The following is a 16,384-nucleotide window of genomic DNA, read 5'->3' as shown; positions in this document are numbered from 1 at the left end:
CGAAAGCGCCTCAAGTCGGCCGGGGGCTTAGAATGTCGGTGGCGTATTGACCCAAAGAAGGACGGTTTCACCGTCGTGCCGGTTCGTCCAGGCATGGCGCCTCTTGCTCTCGAAATAGAGCGAGTCGCCGACGCCGAGGTCGTAGAACTGGTCGCTGTCGAGGATGAACTCAACCCGGCCCGAGAGAACATAGACGAACTCCTCGCCCTCGTGCCGGTAGGCGCCCTCGCTGGAAGCCCCCGGTTCCAGCACGAAGCGGTGGCAATCCATCTGGTTGCGGCCGTCGGCCAGCAGTTGCACGGTGACGCCGGGCGTCGTGCGCGGCCAGGTCCGCCATTCGCCGGCTCGCACCACGGCCCGCGCATCCGCTTCCTCCTCGCCGGAGAGGCTGGAAACGGTGGTTCCGAAGTATTCCGCGATGTTGTGCAGGACGGCCACCGAGACACCCTGCGAGGTGCGTTCCAGCGTCGAGAGCACCGATGCGGCGATGCCGATGTCGCCGGCAACCTGCTCGAGCGTCTTTCCTGCCGCGTGCCGCAAGCTTCTGAGCTTGCGGCCGACCTGATTGTCGCCGCCCTCGCCCGCGCTCGAAACAGCGTCGTCCCCGGCACCTTCCGCCTCAAGCGCCTCGCGGATCGCGGCCGGGTTCAGCCCACGTTCGACGCGGAACCAGGCGATGCGCTTCAGCCGGGCAAGATCGCCCTCCGTATATTGCCGATGTCCCGTCGGCGAGCGCTCGGGCACGACCAACCCTTGCGTCTCCCATAACCTCAGAGTCGAAGCGGAGACCCCCGCCAGACGCGCCGCCTCGGCAACCTTGTAGCGCACAGCGCCCATTCCAACTTCCCTTTACCGCCCGCCGGCGCTGCACGAATCCGTGCAGTTCAGACGTGTCCGCAACCTTACCCGTCGCGATTGAGATCTGACAAGGACGCCGCATCAGCGCCCGTGTTGTCTCGATCACCAAATTTGATTTGCAATCGACTGTGAAAGGTGTACCACTTCCAGAATAAACTTGCAGAAAAAATGCAATATATTAGCTCCAGACGTGACAGGAACGCGCCATGACCAGCCTCACCGACCGCAAGAACGCCGCCATCTCCCGCGGCGTCGGCATGACCACCCAGATCTACGCCGATCGCGCGGAAAACTCGGAGATCTGGGACAAGGAAGGCAATCGCTACATCGACTTCGCCTCCGGCATTGCGGTCGTCAACACGGGCCATCGTCACCCCAAGGTCATTGAGGCGGTCAAGGCGCAGATCGATCGCTTCACCCATACCTGCCATCAGGTCGTGCCTTACGAATCCTACGTGCACCTCGCCGAGCGCCTGAACGCGCTGACGCCCGGTAACTTCGCCAAGAAGACGATCTTCGTCACCACCGGTGCCGAAGCTGTCGAAAATGCCGTCAAGATCGCGCGCGCCTCGACCGGTCGCCAGGCGGTCATCGCCTTTTCCGGCGGCTTCCACGGCCGCACCTTCATGGGCATGGCACTGACCGGCAAGGTCGTTCCCTATAAGGTCGGCTTCGGCGCGATGCCGGGCGACGTCTTCCACGCCCCCTTCCCGATCGAACTGCACGGCATTACTACCGAACAGTCGCTCGCAGCACTCAAGAAGCTCTTTGCCGCCGATGTCGATCCGGGCCGTGTCGCCGCGATCATCCTGGAGCCGGTGCAGGGCGAAGGTGGTTTCTACCCCGCGCCCGCCGCTTTCATGAAGGCGCTGCGCGAAATCTGCGACCAGCATGGCATCCTTCTGATCGCCGACGAGGTCCAGACCGGCTTTGCCCGCACCGGCAAGATGTTCGCCATGGACCATCACGACGTTGCGCCTGACCTCATCACCATGGCCAAGAGCCTTGCCGGCGGCTTCCCGCTCGCCGCCGTCACCGGCCGCGCCGAAGTCATGGATGCGCCGGCCCCCGGCGGCCTTGGCGGCACCTATGGCGGCAACCCGCTAGGTATCGCCGCCGCCCATGCGGTGCTCGATGTCATCGCCGAAGACAAGCTGTGCGAACGCGCCGAGCAGCTCGGCGGCCGGCTCAAGCAGCGCCTTGCCGCCATCCGCGAACAGGCACCCGAGATCGTCGACATCCGCGGCCCCGGCTTCATGAATGCCGTCGAGTTCAACGACGTGAAGACCAACCTGCCGAGCGCCGACTTCGCCAACAAGGTTCGCCTGATCGCGCTGGAAAAGGGACTGATCCTCTTGACCTGCGGCGTACATGGCAACGTCATTCGCTTCCTGGCGCCGATCACCATCCAGGACGAAGTCTTCGCCGAAGCGCTCGACATTCTCGAAGCGTCGATCCTCGCGGCGCGTGGTTGACGCCCGACCAGGCGACCGCTAACGCGGTTGCCCGGTGCATAATTCCTCAAATCGGGATCGACTTGAGGACGAAATTATGCAGCAATTCAAAGTGCTACAGCGACTTAGCGCGTCTATTCAGACGCGTGAAGCTCGGGTGCCGACGTCGATCGGCACCCGCAATAACAAGCAAAAGCGGGTCTGCCGCCTCCCGGCGGACCATCGCCGGAGGATGCCCGCCAATGACCTTGACCCCCGCCTTGACCAAGCACCTGCGCGCCGCCGAACTGTTCGCGCCGCTACACACCATTGCACATGCCGCCGCAGGCTGGACCGGCGCAACCTTCGACGTTTTCAACCCCTCGACCGGTGAGCTGCTGGCGACCCTTCCGGACATGGGGATCGAAGAGGCGCATGGGGCGATCGAAGCCGCGGCAGAGGCCCAGGTTCTCTGGGCGGCAAAACCCGCCAAGGACAGAAGCGCGGTGCTCCGGCGCTGGCATGACCTGATCGTGGAACATGCCGACGATCTCGCCGCGATCCTGACCGCCGAGATGGGCAAGCCGATTGCGGAATCGAAGGGCGAGGTGCTGCACGCCGCGGCCTATGTCGAATGGTACGCGGAAGAGGCGAAGCGCATCTATGGCGAGACCTTCCCGGCACCGGCCAACGACCGCCGCATGCTTGTCATCAAGCAACCGGTCGGCGTCGTCGGCACCATCACGCCGTGGAACTTCCCGGCTTCGATGGTCGCCCGCAAGATCTCGCCGGCCCTTGCCGCCGGCTGCACCATCGTCTTGAAGCCCGCCGAGCAGACCCCGCTCGTTGCCGGCGCCATGTTCGTGCTCGCCGAAAAGGCCGGTTTCCCTACGGGCGTCGTCAACCTGCTCTATGCCTCGGAAGGTGCCGCGATCGGCCGCGAGCTCTGCAGCAACCCGAAGGTGCGCAAGATCAGCTTCACAGGCTCGACCGAGGTCGGGCGGCTTTTGATGCGGCAATGCTCCGACCAGATCAAGAAGGTCAGCCTGGAGCTTGGCGGCAACGCCCCTTTCATCGTCTTCGACGACGCCGACATCGACGAGGCTGTGGACGGCGCCATCCAGGCGAAATTCCGCAATGCCGGCCAGACCTGCGTCTCGGCCAACCGCATCTATGTGCAGTCCGGCGTGCATGACGCCTTTGCCGAGAAATTTGTCAGCCGAGTTGCCGAGCTCACCGTCGGCGACGGCTTCACCCCGGGCATCACCATCGGCCCGATGATCGACAAGCATGCGATCGAGAAGATCGAGGCCCATGTCACCGACGCCGTTTCCAAGGGTGCCAAGGTGCGCGCTGGCGGCCACAGAATCGGCGCGTCAGGCACCTTCTTCGAGCCGACCGTCCTGACCGGCATCTCGACCGACATGCGGGTCGCGCAGGAAGAAACCTTCGGCCCGATCGCTCCGATCATCCGCTTCGAGACGGCCGAGCAGGTGATCGCCGAAGCCAACGACACGATCTATGGGCTTGCCGCCTATTTCTACGCCGAGAACCTGAAGCGTGTCTGGCATGTGGCCGAGGCTCTGGAATACGGCATGGTCGGCATCAACACCGGCCGCATGTCCTCGGAAGCCGCTCCCTTCGGCGGTATCAAGCAATCGGGCATCGGCCGCGAAGGCTCCCGCCACGGCCTCGAAGACTATCTCGAGATGAAATATCTCTGCATGGGCAACATCTGACCCGTGCAGGCACCGGCCGGCCAGCCAGCAGCTAGTCGATGATGTGGTAGCCACCGTCGACATAGAGCACTTGGCCCGTTATCAGCCGGGCGGCGTCATGCGCCAGAAAGGCCGTCGCAACGCCGACATCGTCGATATCGACGAGTTCGCGCGACGGCGACTTGACCTTCGTTTTTTCGAGCAGCGCGTCGAATTCCGGGATACCGGAAGCGGCGCGCGTCGCAAGCGCCCCGGGCGAGATCGCGTGGACGCGGATGCCCTTGGGGCCGAGCTCGGCTGCCAGATACCGGACCGCACTTTCAAGCGCCGCCTTGGCAACACCCATGATGTTGTAGTTTTCTACCACCACCTGTGAGCCATGATAGGTCATGGTGAAAAGCGTGCCGCCATTCTTCATCAGCGGCTCGGCCAGATGCGCCATGCGGATGAATGACCAGCAGGAGATGTCCATGGTCTTGAGGAACCCCTCGCGCGGCACGTCGACCACGCGGCCGCCGAGCGTATCCTTCGGCGAAAAGGCGATCGAGTGCACGAGGAAATCGAGCTCCCCCCAGGTCTTTTCGATCTCCTCGAACACGGCTTCCATCTGGCCCGGAACGGCCACGTCGAGCGGCAGGAACAGCGGCGCTTCGATTTCACGCGCCAACGGTTCCACATAGGGCTTTGCCTTGTCGTTCAGATAGGTGACGGCCACTTCCGCCCCGAAGGCGCGAAAGGCGCGGGCGCAGCCCCAGGCGATCGACCGATCGTTGGCAATGCCAACGATCAGACCTTTGCGGCCATCCAGAAGTTTGGCCTTGGCGACAGGAATGGACATGGATTGTCTCCGATGGATCAGGCTGCACGAGTTCGAAGGAGCGCCAGCGTGTGGCGCGCGATCATCAGTTCCTCGTCGGTTGGGATGACGTAGAGCGCGACGCGGCTTGAAGGCGTGGAGATCAGCGTGGCACCCGCCTCGTTCGCGGCCGGATCGAGTTCCGCGCCGAGCCAGGTGAGGTTGTCCGCGATGCGGGCACGGATCTGAGCGGAGTTCTCGCCGACGCCCGCCGTGAAGACGAAAGCGTCGATGCCGCCGAGCGCGGCCGCAAGCATCCCGGCATTGAGCCCGCTGCGATAGAGGAAGTGATCGATCGCGAGTTTGGCATGCGGGTCCTCGCTTGCGAGAAGATCGCGCATATCGTTCGACACACCGGAGAGCCCCTTCAGACCTGCCTCATGATAGAGCAGATCCGAAACGGCCTGGGCACTCATGCCGCGCTGGAGGATCAGGTAAAGCACGACGCCCGGATCGAGCTCGCCAGGCCGCGTTCCCATCGGCAAGCCGTCGAGCGCGGTGAAGCCCATGGTGCTCTCGATGCTGTGGCCGTTGTTGAGGGCGCACATCGAGGCGCCACTGCCGAGATGCGCAACGATGACACGGCCACCCGCCACCTCCGGCGCCACGTCGCGCAGGCGCTCCGAAATGTATTCGTAGGAGAGGCCGTGAAAGCCATAGCGCCGAACGCCTTCGTCATAGAAGCTGCGCGGCATGGCGTAGCAGTTCACCTCTTTCGGGTGGCCGTGATGGAAGGCGGTATCGAAACAGGCGACCTGCGGCACATCCGGATTGATCGCCATGGCCTGGCGGATCGGCGCGAGGTTGTTGGGCTGGTGCAGCGGCGCGAGATCTTGGTAACTCGCCAGACGATCCAGCACTGTCGCGTCGATGAGCACCGGCTCGGCATAGTCGGGCCCGCCATGCACCACCCGGTGGCCAACCGCACGCAGGGTGAAGCCCTGGAGGGTCAACAGCCAGTCCCGCGCCGCCGCGAGGGCCGCCGGCAAATCGGAGACGACGTCGGCTTCGTAGTTTCGATCGATCAGCACAGTTCCGTCGGCCGCCTTCGCCTGAAGGCGCGGACGCGTGCCGATGCCCCCGATCTGCCCCTTCACCCGGCGTTCTAGACCGGCATCCGTGATCCCGAAAACCTGAAACTTCAGGCTGGACGATCCGGCGTTGACGACGAGGAGCGCGTCCATGGCTACACCGCCGCGACTTGCGTCGCCCGCCGCCGCGCCGCGTAGAGCGAGGCCACGGCACAGGAGGCAAGACGCGTGCGCACGGAGTCCGCCCGCGACGTCAGCACGATCGGCACGCGGGCGCCAAGGACGATGCCGGCGGCGTCGGCATGGGACAGGAAGGTGAGATTCTTCGCCAGCATATTGCCGGCCTCAAGATCGGGTACCACCAGGATCTGCGCCCGGCCGGCAACGGGAGACTTTATGCCCTTGATATGTGCTGCCTCCGGGTCGATCGCATTGTCGAAGGCAAGCGGGCCTTCGAGCAGGCCGCCGGTGATCTGGCCGCGCTCGGCCATCTTGCAAAGTGCTGCCGCCTCGATCGTCGATGGGATCTTCGTCGTCACGGTCTCGACAGCCGAAAGAATGGCGACGCGCGGCTCGCCAAGACCGATCGTGACCCAAAGATCGATGGCGTTCTGCACGATGTCGCGCTTGGCCTCGAGATCCGGGAAGATGTTGATGGCAGCATCGGTGATGAACAGCGTCTCGGCATGGCCCGGCACATCCATGATGAAGACATGGCTGATCCGCCGATCGGTCCTGAGTCCCGTTGCGGAGGCAGCAACCTCGCGCATCAGCTCGTCCGTATGCAGGCTGCCCTTCATCAGCAGTTCGCCGAGGCCCTCGCGGATCATCGCCACCGCTTTCGCCGCCGCCGCATGGCTGTGCGGCACGTCGACGATCTCGTAGCTACCGAGGTCGAGCCGGTGTTCGGCAGCGACGCTGCGGATCTTCGCTTCCGGGCCGACGAGCACGGGCTTGATCAGTCCCGTCTCGGCCGCCTCAAGTGCGCCACGCAGCGAGGTTTCGTCGCAAGGGTGCGCGACGATGGTGACCGCCGGCGTTTCGTCTCGCGCGGTGGCAATCAGCAGATCGTATTTGGACTGCTCAAGCGGCAGTGCGGTTGCCTCGGACATGTCGAAGCTCCTTCTCGATCAGGATGCGGCACGATTGCGGACGGCCTTGCCAGCATTAATCGCCACCGGAGGCTCGCTGTCCAGCCGGAACATCGCCGCCACCCGTTGCAGCCGCTCGGCCGCAAGACCCGTCAGCGCGCCGGAGGCATCGAGGACCTCGCGAAGAGCAGTGAAGGCGGTGCGACGCTCCTCGATCGCTTCGGGCAGCAGATTTGGAAGCGCCGCAAGGGCAGCATCCTCGTCGATCAGCAGCATGAAATACTGCTCCCGAAGCACTGCTTTGAACGTGGCGAGATCCAGTTGCTTGGCATCCGGGTGAGCGCGTCGAAGTCGCCGAACCGCCTCAAAGCCGCGTTCGTCGGCACCGCCTCGCGCCATGCCGACGAAGATCAGCGCTCGGGCGAGACCTTCGCAAGTGCCACCCTCCGCCATCCTGGCCCTAAGGTCTGCGATCCGCGCGTCAACAAGTTCCTGATGCAGCAGGCTCTTTGCTGCCTTGCGCGGAGCATGGGCGGCATCCACACCGAGTGCCGCCTGAAGAGCCGGGGCGCCGTAAACTGTGTGGAAGGTTTGCTCGGACACGTACTCCGTCATCCGTCGCCAGGCATCCAGGCCGTCCACCACCTGCTGCGACAGCGCCTCCTGCCACGCAATGAACGGATTGTTTAAAGCCGCAGGTTCGCGGTTTTGTCGCACTTGTTCTGCAAGAGCCGCCGTCCAGGCCATGAAGGGATTGTCCGGGCCGAACAGTGCATACTGCAGGCGCAGGGGATGCATGCTGCGCATGGCTTCGGCCACAGGCGGAGTCACCGCCGCCTTCACCGCCGGCTGCAGATAGGTGCGGTAGAGCGCCAGATTGACTTCCGACAGTTTCGCCGCGGCAGCGAAACGCCGCTCATCCTCGATATCGTTGCCGCCAAGCGCACGGATGTCCTCCAACGTCCGCGCCTCACAACGCATCAGCCATTCACCAGAGAGAAGTTCGCGTCCCTCGTCCACACCGGCTGCCGGCGTCAGCACGGCCTCATACAGGCCGGGCGGCAACACGTCGATCAGGTCGATGTTGGACGCGAATTCGTCATGCTCCTTCCGCGCGACCCCGGCGGACACGAAGATGCCGAGATGTCCGACGGTCTCGTGGATGGTATAGACGATCGTTTGGCCGTAGGCGCGGATCTCGTCGACGCTGTCGTAAAGATCGAGGATCCAGTCGAGCGCCTGCTGCGGCGGGGTGATGTTATCCCCTTTCGAGCAGAATGCGACGATTGGCGAACGGATGTTGCGCAGATCGATCGCCGTGCCATCGGACGTTCGGATTTCGCCGGCCGCAAGCTTGTTGCCGACGAACAGCTCATCGACGATGAACTGCATTTCCTCGGCATTCAGCGTCACGTGCCCGCCCCACCAGCGCTCGAAGCCGAGGTAGCGGGCGGCCTCCGTGTCGATCTTCGAATAGAGATTGTATTGTTTGGTCCAAAGCGTGTTGGCCGGGTTCTGGTTCTCGAAATTCTGAACCAGCCAGGCGCCGTCGAAGACGCCGGCGCCTAGATCGCCGGTCAGCGCCGTCAGCCAGCTGCCGCCGAGGAGCCCGCCGGAATAGCGCATCGGGTTTTGCCCTTTGACGCCGGCCCAGTAGGAAAGCGGTGCTCCAGCAATGATAATCGGACCAAAGAGTTCCGGCCTGAGCGCAGCAACGATCATCACGGCCCAGCCCGCCTGGCAATTGCCGATCACGCAGGGCTTGCCGTCAGCATCCGGATGGCGAGCGATGACGGTTTCGAGGAATATGGCCTCGGCAAGAGCAATATCCTCGATCGTCTGCCCGGGGACCGGATCAGGAAGGAAGCCGATGAAATAGCAGGGATGGCCGGCCTTCATCGCCACGCCGATCTCGCTGTCTGCCTTGAAACCACCGATGCCAGGCCCGTGACCCGCACGGGGATCGACAACGACGAAGGGGCGCTTCGACGGATCGATCGCGACCCCGTCGGGAGGAACGATGCTCACCAACGCGTAGTTCACCGGCCGCGCGAGCGTGCGTCCGTCGCGGACAAGCTGGGCCTCGAACTCCAGCACGTTCGGAGCGGTCTGCGTCCGGTGCTCCTCATATTGCGCACCGCGCTGCCGCATCACGTCAAGAAAAAGGACCGAGCGCTGCCAGCCATCGACCGAATAGGAATAGGCATCGGCGAATGTCGGTATTGTCGGGATGGTGGAATGCTTGGGCATGATGTCCACTCCTCGGTGCGATTGAAGGCCGGCCCCGCTGCTTGAAGCCAATAGAACAATGCAATTCGTCTCGCATTGACTTTAGTCAAAGAGACGGGTGGCAGAGCTGCGGTATGAACTCGACATAGGTGACCCAAGAACGTCTGCTCAGGTCGCAGGAGCATAACAGTGGAGTGTTACGGCGATTTGTCGGCATAGCGAACCGTCGCCTTGGACCCCGTGAAAGGAGCATACGTTGGCCAGTTTTCAGCGTTCGTTCGCAGTGCAGCATCATACAGAAATGGGTACCACGCAAGACGACCCTTGAAATTCTGGACGCAGCTTGCCAATTGGGGCGCAAAGCACAAGGAGTTGCCAAGGCGATGAGCGAAACCGAAATGTCCGTAGAGAAACATGTCTTCGAAGCCGATGTGGCGCGATTGCTCCATTTGATGGTGCATTCGGTCTATTCCGACAAGAACGTCTTCCTCCGCGAACTGATTTCGAACGCCGCGGACGCCTGCGAGAAGCTGCGCTACGAAGCGATCGTCTCGCCTGAGCTTCTTACCGGAGACCCCACCCCGCGCATCACGCTGACGCTCGATGAGGAAAACAGCCGTCTCGTCGTCGACGACAACGGCATCGGCATGAGCCGTGATGAACTGGTCGAAGCGCTCGGCACGATCGCCCGCTCGGGCACGCGGGCCTTCATGGAGCGCATCGAGGCCGCCCAGGGCAAGGAAGGCGCACAGCTTATCGGTCAGTTCGGCGTCGGCTTCTATTCCGCCTTCATGGTCGCCGACAAGGTCGATGTCGTGTCGCGCCGCGCCGGTTCCGAACACGCCTGGCTGTGGTCTTCCGACGGCAAGGGCAGCTACACCGTTGCTGCCGCCGAACTCGCCGATGCCCCCGCGCGCGGCACGCGCATCACGCTCCATCTGATGGAGGATGCTAAGACCTACACCTCGCGCTGGACGGTCGAGCGCATCGTCAAGGATCAGTCCGGCCATGTGCCGGTGCCGATCTCGGTCGTCGAGAAGCCCGGGGCCGAGCCGGTTTCCGTCGGCGACGGCACCGCCCTCTGGACCAAGCAGAAGAGCGAGATCAGCAAGGAAGAGTACACCGACTTCTATCGTGGCGTCGCCGGGCAGTATGGCGATCCGGCCCTCACGGTGCATTTCCGCGCCGAAGGCCGTCACGAATATACCGCACTTGCCTTCGTGCCCGGCTCGAAGCCCTTCGACCTCTTCGACCCGGACCGCAAGGGCCGGATGAAGCTCTACGTCAAACGCGTCTTCATCACCGACGAGGCGGAATTGCTGCCGCGCTACCTACGCTTCGTGCGCGGCCTCGTCGACACCTCGGACCTGCCGCTCAACGTCTCGCGCGAAATGATCCAGGAAAGCCCGCTGCTCGCGAGTATCCGCAAGGGTGTCACCAACCGCGTGCTGACAGCAATCGAGAAGCTGGCGGAAAGCGAGCCGGAGACCTTCGACAAAGTTTGGGAAAACTTCGGCAGCGTGCTGAAGGAAGGCATCTACGAGGACTACGAGCGCCGCGAACAACTGATCGCTCTGTCACGCTTCCGTACCACCACCTCGGATGAGGGCCAGCGCAGCCTCGCCGACTACGTCAAGGACATGAAGGAAGGCCAGTCGGCGATCTATTATCTGACGGGCGACAATCTCGGCCAGCTCAAGGCCTCGCCGCAGCTCGAAGGTTTCCGCGCCCGCGGCATCGAAGTGCTGCTCTTGACCGATCCGGTCGATAGCTTCTGGGTGACCTCGGCTCCGGACTTCGACGGCAAGCCGCTGAAGTCGATCACCCAAGGGGCGGCTGATCTCAGCAATATCGCCAAGTCTGAAGGCGACAAGGAAGAAGCGCCGAAGGCCAGCCAGCTGGTCATCGATTTCGTTGCCTTCGCCAAGGAAACACTCGGCGCGGCGGTCTCCGATGTTCGCACGTCCGACCGGCTGACGGAAAGCGCCGTCTGCCTGGTCGCGCCGGAGCACGGTCCCGATCGCCAGCTCGAAAAGATGCTGCAAGGCGCCGGCCGTCTCGACGATGCGGCCAAGCCGATCCTCGAAGTCAACCCGAACCACCCACTGATCGCCGCGATGGCTGCCAGCCCCGCCGGCGATATCGCGTTCCGGACTGACGCCGTACAACTCCTGCTCGACCAGGCGCGCGTGCTCGATGGCGACAAGCCGCAGGATCCGCGCGCTTTTGCCGAACGGCTGTCGCGCGTCTTCAACCGCGCACTCAAGGCCTGAAACGCAAAGCCCCGGAAATCTCCAGGATTTCCGGGGCTTTTTGCTATTTTCTCAGGTGGTGTCTTAACAAGCGCCTTCGGGGCGTCACCTTACGTTAGCCCGCCTTCGGGACCTGCATCCCGATCTCTGCCAACACCTCCTCGGTGTGCTCTCCAAGCCGCGGTACGCCGCGGTCCAGCGCAAGCTCGGCCGCCGAAAAGCGGATCGGTGTCCTGACACCCGGCGAGGTGCCGGCGGCAGCGCCCGGATGCGGCGTGTCCACCCGCATCTGCCGATGCTCGATCTGCGGATCGGCGAAAACATCGGCAACGGTATTGATCGGCCCGCCGGGCACGCCGGCATCTTCCAGCAACTTCAAGAGCGTGTCGCGCTCGATTTTCGCGGTTTCGGCTGCCAGTTCAGACGTCAGCATGTCGCGGTTCTGCACCCGCAGCGCGTTGGTCAGATAACGTTCGTCGGTCGCGAGATCGGCGCGGTCGAGCAACGCGCAGAACTTCACGAACTGCCGATCATTGCCGACCGCAACGATCAGATGACCGTCGGAGGTCGGGAAGACCTGATAGGGCGCTATGTTCGGATGCGCATTGCCGAGCCGGCGCGGCGCCTTGCCGGAGACCAGGAAGTTCAGCGCCTGGTTGGCAAGAACGCCGGTCATGCAGTCGAGCAGCGCCATGTCGATCTGCTGCCCCTCGCCGGTGCGCTCGCGCTGGGCAAGCGCCGCCTGGACGGCGATGACGCCATAGAGACCGGTGAAGATATCGGCGAAGGCAACGCCGATCTTCTGCGGCTCGCGATCGGGCTCACCGGTCAGGTCCATGATGCCGCTCATGCCCTGTACGATGTAGTCGTAGCCGGCGCGGTGGGCATAGGGACCGTCCTGGCCAAAGCCCGTGACCGAGCAATAGATCAGCTTCGGATTGATCTTCTTCAGGCTCTCGTAGTCGAGACCATACTTGGTGAGCCCGCCGACCTTGAAGTTTTCGAGCAGGACATCCGACTGGGCGGCAAGGCGGCGCACGGCCTCCTGCCCCTCCTCCGTGGTGAAATCCAGCACCACGGAGCGCTTGCCGCGGTTGCAGGCGTGGAAGTAGGCGGCGTCGAGCGTCTCGCCATCTTCGCCCGCGACGAAGGGCGGGCCCCAGGTGCGGGTGTCGTCGCCGGCCGGGCTTTCCACCTTGATGACGTCGGCACCGAGATCGGCCAGCGTCTGGCCGATCCAGGGGCCCGCGAGAATGCGGGCCAGTTCCAGGACACGAATGCCCTTCAGCGGCGCTTCCATGATCGTGCCGCTCAGAAGAAGGCCTGGAGGCCGGTCTGGGCGCGGCCGAGGATCAGCGCATGGACGTCATGCGTACCCTCGTAGGTGTTGACGGTCTCGAGGTTCACCATGTGGCGCATGACCTGGTATTCCTCGGAGATGCCGTTGCCGCCATGCATGTCGCGGGCCATTCGGGCGATATCGAGCGCCTTGCCGCAATTGTTGCGCTTGACGATGGAGATCATTTCCGGGGCCATGCGGCCCTCGTCCATCAGGCGGCCGACACGCAGCGAGCCCTGCAGGCCGAGCGTGATCTCCGTCTGCATGTCGGCAAGCTTCTTCTGGAAGAGCTGCGTCTGTGCCAGCGGACGGTTGAACTGCTTGCGGTCGAGGCCATACTGGCGCGCGGCATGCCAGCAGAACTCGGCGGCACCGAGCGCACCCCAGGAAATGCCGTAGCGGGCGCGGTTGAGGCAGCCGAACGGACCCTTCAGGCCCTCGACGTTTGGCAGAAGCGCGTCTTCGCCGACCTCGACATTGTCCATGACGATTTCGCCGGTGATCGAGGCCCGCAGCGACAGCTTGCCGGCAATCTTCGGCGCCGAAAGACCCTTCATGCCCTTTTCGAGCACGAAGCCGCGGATAGCGCCGCCATGGGCTTCCGACTTCGCCCAGACGACGAAAACATCGGCGAGCGGCGCGTTGGAGATCCACATCTTCGAGCCGACGAGGCGGTAGCCGCTCTCGGTCTTGATGGCGCGGGTCTTCATGCCGGCCGGGTCCGAGCCGGCATCCGGCTCGGTCAGGCCGAAGCAGCCGATCCACTCGCCGCTGATGAGCTTCGGGAGATACTTCTGCTTCTGCTCTTCAGAGCCATAGGCATAGATCGGGTAGATCACCAGCGAAGACTGCACGCTCATCATCGAGCGGTAGCCGCTGTCGACGCGCTCGACTTCGCGGGCGACAAGGCCGTAGGCGACGTAAGAAGCGCCGACGCCGCCATAGGTATCGGAGACCGTCACGCCGAGCAGGCCGAGCTCGCCCATCTCGCGGAAGATCTCCGGATCGGTCGATTCTTCGCGATAGGCGTCAATGACGCGCGGCTGCAGCCGGTCTTGCGCATAGGCCCGCGCGGTGTCGCGGATCATACGTTCGTCCTCGGTCAACTGATCTTCGAGGAGGAACGGATCATCCCATTGAAATTGCGTCTTGCCGGCCATGTTTCTCTCCCATCGGATTATTCGGCTCATGTTATCGCAAGGGGTGCATGCCGTTTCAAACGAAATTGAGGCACCGCCTCATGCGTTCAGGGAATGGCCCCGCGTCCGACCGGGAGCACCCCGTGTTGCAAAATCGCTGAAATATGACGACAAGAACTCAAGTCCTTCGGGCCACCACCGTGGAGCGAATGGCCAGTGCAACGCCAGAGATCAAAGCAAGCCACGACCATGGCCAATGACCGCCTCGAACGCTTCGCCCACAATCTCGACTGGAATCTGCTGCGCACCTTCGTCGTGCTGGTCGAGGAAGGCAGCATCACGGCCGCCGCAAACCGTCTGCTCCTGCAGCAGCCGGCTGTCAGCATGGCGTTGAAGCGATTGGAGCAGACCGTTGGCCAGAAGCTCATCGACCGCCGCCCCGGGCGCTTCAACCTGACGGATGCCGGCGCCCGCCTGCATGCCCAATGCCGCGATATCTTCGCCGCCGTGATCCGGCTGCCGAACGTTCTGGAGATTGCCGGCGAAGAGATCACCGGCCACCTCAACATCCACTCCGTCAGCCACGCCCACAACCCTGCCTGGGACCGCAAGCTCGAAAGTTTCTTCCGTCTGCACCCAAAGGTGACGCTATCGGTCACCGTCGCGACGACGGTGGACGTTCTAAGCGCCGTCGAGCGAAACGTCGCGACCATCGGCCTTTGCGACGGCAACATACCCGACTGGCTCAACAAACGCTTCCATGTACGCGAACGCTACGCGCTCTACTGCGGCCGCGATCATCCGCTGTTCGGCGTTCAAGGCGTCGACTTCAACGATCTCAGGGGCAATCCCTATATCGCCTTCATCGCCGACGTGCTTGGCGGGCAGCACATGAACTCGGTGACCGCGGTGCGTGCCGTCGGGTCTTTCGGCCAGCAGGTCCGCGCCGTCTCCTGCAATGTCGAAGAGGTGATGCGGCTGATCGCCTCCAATGTCGGCATCGGCATGCTGCCCGACCACCTGGCGGCGCCAGCCGTTGCAGAGGGCGAACTCTGGCAGTTGCCGCCCTACACCGACCTGCCGACGACCGACGTCTTTCGCATTTCCAACCCGAACGCGATCCTCAATCCGGCGGAAGCTGCTTTTCTTTCCCATGTCGCCGATACCGAGCCCCTCGACCACTGTCTCGACGAGATAGCCTGACCATCATCAGAATTGATAGCCACCTTTCCGGTTATAAATTTGAACGCGGATGGCAGCTTGCCTATGGTCCCGCCAACAACCAATGGAGGCAGGACATGCGGGACTACGATGTGGCGATCATTGGCGGCGGGATCGCCGGCCTGTCACTCGCCTATTTCCTGGCACCACATCGCTCCGTGGTGGTGATCGAGCGGGAGGAAGGGCTCGGCTATCACAGCACCGGCCGCTCGGCCGCAGAATTCGTGCTGCGCTACAACACGCCGGAAGTCTGTGCGCTCGCGGCCATCTCCAAGTCCTTCTTCGACAAACCGCCTGAGGGGTTTTCCGAAGTGGCGCTGCTCAAGCAGCGCGGCGGCGTCATAATCGCCAACGCCGAGAAGGCTGATCGCTTCGAAGAGGTCTTCGCCGAGGAAAGTCGCGCCAATGCCGAGATCCAAAGGCTGACCGTCGACGAAGTTATCGCACGGGTGCCTATTCTCCGGCGGGACTACGTTGCCGCGGCCTATTACGATCCGCATTTCTGGGACATCGAAGTCGAGAACCTCGTTCAGGGTTACGTCAGGGGCGCCCGCCGGCATGGCGCCACGATCGTCGAACGCTCGGACGTACTGGCGCCACGTCGGGATGGCGATCGCTGGGTGCTCACGACCAGTGCCGGCGATGTCGGCGCAAAGACGATCGTCAATGCCGCCGGCGGTTGGGCCGATCCGGTTGCGGACCTGTTCGGCGTCGCCCCCGTCGGTATCGTGCCGCATCGCCGCACGGCGATCACCGTCGATCTCCCCGAAGGCATCGATGCGCTCACCTTGCCGGAGATCAACGAGATCGATGAAGACTTCTACATGAAGCCCGAGGGTGGGCGGCTGCTCGCCTCGCCCGCCGACGCCACCCCTTGCGAGCCGGCCGACGTCCAGCCCGAGGAAATCGACGTCGCCTGGGCGGCGCACTACATCGAAGAGGCAACGACCGTACCGGTTCGCCGCATCTTCAAGAGCTGGGCCGGCATGCGCAGCTTCTCGCCCGACAAGTTGCCGGTCATCGGCTTTGCCCGCGACCGACCGGATTTCTTCTGGCTCGCCGGCCAGGGCGGCTATGGCATTCTGACCTCACCGGCGCTCGGCGCACTCGCCGCGAACCTCGTCATCGGTACCACAACACCGGACGGCTTCGAGGCGGTCGGTCTCGATCCCTCGAAGTTCAGCCCGACACGCCTGGAGAAGTGACACGGCCGCTCG

At 63.4% G+C, this 16,384-nt stretch carries 12 protein-coding genes; 5 read left to right on the top strand and 7 right to left on the bottom strand.

What is annotated here, in order from left to right; translation table 11 throughout:
• Positions 1–27 precede the first annotated feature (27 nt).
• Positions 28–837, bottom strand: a complete 810-nt coding sequence (locus AC070A_RS22130; RefSeq protein WP_057248536.1) for a MerR family transcriptional regulator — start codon at positions 835–837, stop codon at positions 28–30.
• Between the two features lie 227 nt (positions 838–1,064).
• On the opposite strand from AC070A_RS22130, the gene AC070A_RS22125 reads away from it, so the two are divergent.
• Positions 1,065–2,333 carry a 4-aminobutyrate--2-oxoglutarate transaminase gene (locus tag AC070A_RS22125; RefSeq protein ID WP_492383932.1) on the top strand — a complete coding sequence of 423 codons (1,269 nt, stop codon included), beginning with the start codon at positions 1,065–1,067 and terminating at the stop codon, positions 2,331–2,333.
• A 221-nt stretch (positions 2,334–2,554) separates the two neighbouring features.
• On the top strand, positions 2,555–4,030 hold the full coding sequence (locus AC070A_RS22120; RefSeq protein WP_112996983.1) for an NAD-dependent succinate-semialdehyde dehydrogenase: 1,476 nt from the start codon (positions 2,555–2,557) through the stop codon (positions 4,028–4,030).
• A gap of 31 nt (positions 4,031–4,061) precedes the next feature.
• Here AC070A_RS22120 and fabI read toward each other — a convergent pair whose 3' ends face one another.
• The 4 genes from fabI to AC070A_RS22100 are packed head-to-tail and all read right to left on the bottom strand — an operon-like array spanning position 4,062 to position 9,237.
• On the bottom strand, positions 4,062–4,847 hold the full coding sequence (fabI, locus tag AC070A_RS22115) for an enoyl-ACP reductase FabI (RefSeq protein ID WP_065374782.1): 786 nt from the start codon (positions 4,845–4,847) through the stop codon (positions 4,062–4,064).
• A gap of 17 nt (positions 4,848–4,864) precedes the next feature.
• Positions 4,865–6,049 carry an acetate/propionate family kinase gene (locus tag AC070A_RS22110; protein WP_492383931.1) on the bottom strand — a complete coding sequence of 395 codons (1,185 nt, stop codon included), beginning with the start codon at positions 6,047–6,049 and terminating at the stop codon, positions 4,865–4,867.
• A 2-nt stretch (positions 6,050–6,051) separates the two neighbouring features.
• Positions 6,052–7,008 carry a phosphate acetyltransferase gene (locus AC070A_RS22105; RefSeq protein WP_112996981.1) on the bottom strand — a complete coding sequence of 319 codons (957 nt, stop codon included), beginning with the start codon at positions 7,006–7,008 and terminating at the stop codon, positions 6,052–6,054.
• Between the two features lie 18 nt (positions 7,009–7,026).
• Positions 7,027–9,237 (bottom strand): DUF3141 domain-containing protein, encoded by a 2,211-nt coding sequence (locus AC070A_RS22100; protein ID WP_492383930.1) that lies wholly within the window; start codon positions 9,235–9,237, stop codon positions 7,027–7,029.
• Between the two features lie 362 nt (positions 9,238–9,599).
• Between AC070A_RS22100 and htpG the strand changes: the two genes are divergently transcribed.
• Complete coding sequence (gene htpG / locus AC070A_RS22095; RefSeq protein ID WP_492383929.1) at positions 9,600–11,489, top strand: molecular chaperone HtpG; 1,890 nt, start codon at positions 9,600–9,602, stop codon at positions 11,487–11,489.
• A 94-nt stretch (positions 11,490–11,583) separates the two neighbouring features.
• Here the strand turns inward: htpG and AC070A_RS22090 are convergent, their stop codons facing one another.
• Positions 11,584–12,768 carry a CaiB/BaiF CoA transferase family protein gene (locus AC070A_RS22090; protein ID WP_492383928.1) on the bottom strand — a complete coding sequence of 395 codons (1,185 nt, stop codon included), beginning with the start codon at positions 12,766–12,768 and terminating at the stop codon, positions 11,584–11,586.
• Positions 12,769–12,779: 11 nt separating this feature from the next.
• Entirely contained in the window at positions 12,780–13,967 is a 1,188-nt protein-coding gene (locus AC070A_RS22085; protein ID WP_057249139.1) for an acyl-CoA dehydrogenase, read from the bottom strand.
• Positions 13,968–14,195: 228 nt separating this feature from the next.
• Between AC070A_RS22085 and AC070A_RS22080 the strand changes: the two genes are divergently transcribed.
• A complete protein-coding gene (locus tag AC070A_RS22080; RefSeq protein WP_057249140.1) occupies positions 14,196–15,149 on the top strand; it encodes a LysR family transcriptional regulator in 954 nt (317 codons plus the stop codon).
• 95 nt (positions 15,150–15,244) lie between these two features.
• Positions 15,245–16,372 (top strand): NAD(P)/FAD-dependent oxidoreductase, encoded by a 1,128-nt coding sequence (locus AC070A_RS22075; RefSeq protein WP_492383926.1) that lies wholly within the window; start codon positions 15,245–15,247, stop codon positions 16,370–16,372.
• Positions 16,373–16,384 lie beyond the last annotated feature (12 nt).

It is taken from the genome of Ensifer sp. GW101-20A05, from assembly GCF_059424735.1.
The sequence above is the reverse complement of the archived record's forward strand: the minus strand, read 5'-3'. Positions and strand labels throughout refer to the sequence as shown.

What these genes read in the sequence shown, in the direction of transcription:
- AC070A_RS22130 (WP_057248536.1), bottom strand. Translation starts at nt 837, where the DNA reads ATGGGCGCTGTGCGCTACAAGGTTGCCGAGGCGGCGCGTCTGGCGGGG.
- AC070A_RS22110 (WP_492383931.1), bottom strand. Translation starts at nt 6,049, where the DNA reads ATGGACGCGCTCCTCGTCGTCAACGCCGGATCGTCCAGCCTGAAGTTT.
- AC070A_RS22075 (WP_492383926.1), top strand. Translation starts at nt 15,245, where the DNA reads ATGCGGGACTACGATGTGGCGATCATTGGCGGCGGGATCGCCGGCCTG.
- AC070A_RS22080 (WP_057249140.1), top strand. Translation starts at nt 14,196, where the DNA reads ATGGCCAATGACCGCCTCGAACGCTTCGCCCACAATCTCGACTGGAAT.
- AC070A_RS22105 (WP_112996981.1), bottom strand. Translation starts at nt 7,008, where the DNA reads ATGTCCGAGGCAACCGCACTGCCGCTTGAGCAGTCCAAATACGATCTG.
- AC070A_RS22120 (WP_112996983.1), top strand. Translation starts at nt 2,555, where the DNA reads ATGACCTTGACCCCCGCCTTGACCAAGCACCTGCGCGCCGCCGAACTG.
- AC070A_RS22085 (WP_057249139.1), bottom strand. Translation starts at nt 13,967, where the DNA reads ATGGCCGGCAAGACGCAATTTCAATGGGATGATCCGTTCCTCCTCGAA.
- AC070A_RS22125 (WP_492383932.1), top strand. Translation starts at nt 1,065, where the DNA reads ATGACCAGCCTCACCGACCGCAAGAACGCCGCCATCTCCCGCGGCGTC.
- htpG (WP_492383929.1), top strand. Translation starts at nt 9,600, where the DNA reads ATGAGCGAAACCGAAATGTCCGTAGAGAAACATGTCTTCGAAGCCGAT.
- AC070A_RS22090 (WP_492383928.1), bottom strand. Translation starts at nt 12,768, where the DNA reads ATGGAAGCGCCGCTGAAGGGCATTCGTGTCCTGGAACTGGCCCGCATT.
- fabI (WP_065374782.1), bottom strand. Translation starts at nt 4,847, where the DNA reads ATGTCCATTCCTGTCGCCAAGGCCAAACTTCTGGATGGCCGCAAAGGT.
- AC070A_RS22100 (WP_492383930.1), bottom strand. Translation starts at nt 9,237, where the DNA reads ATGCCCAAGCATTCCACCATCCCGACAATACCGACATTCGCCGATGCC.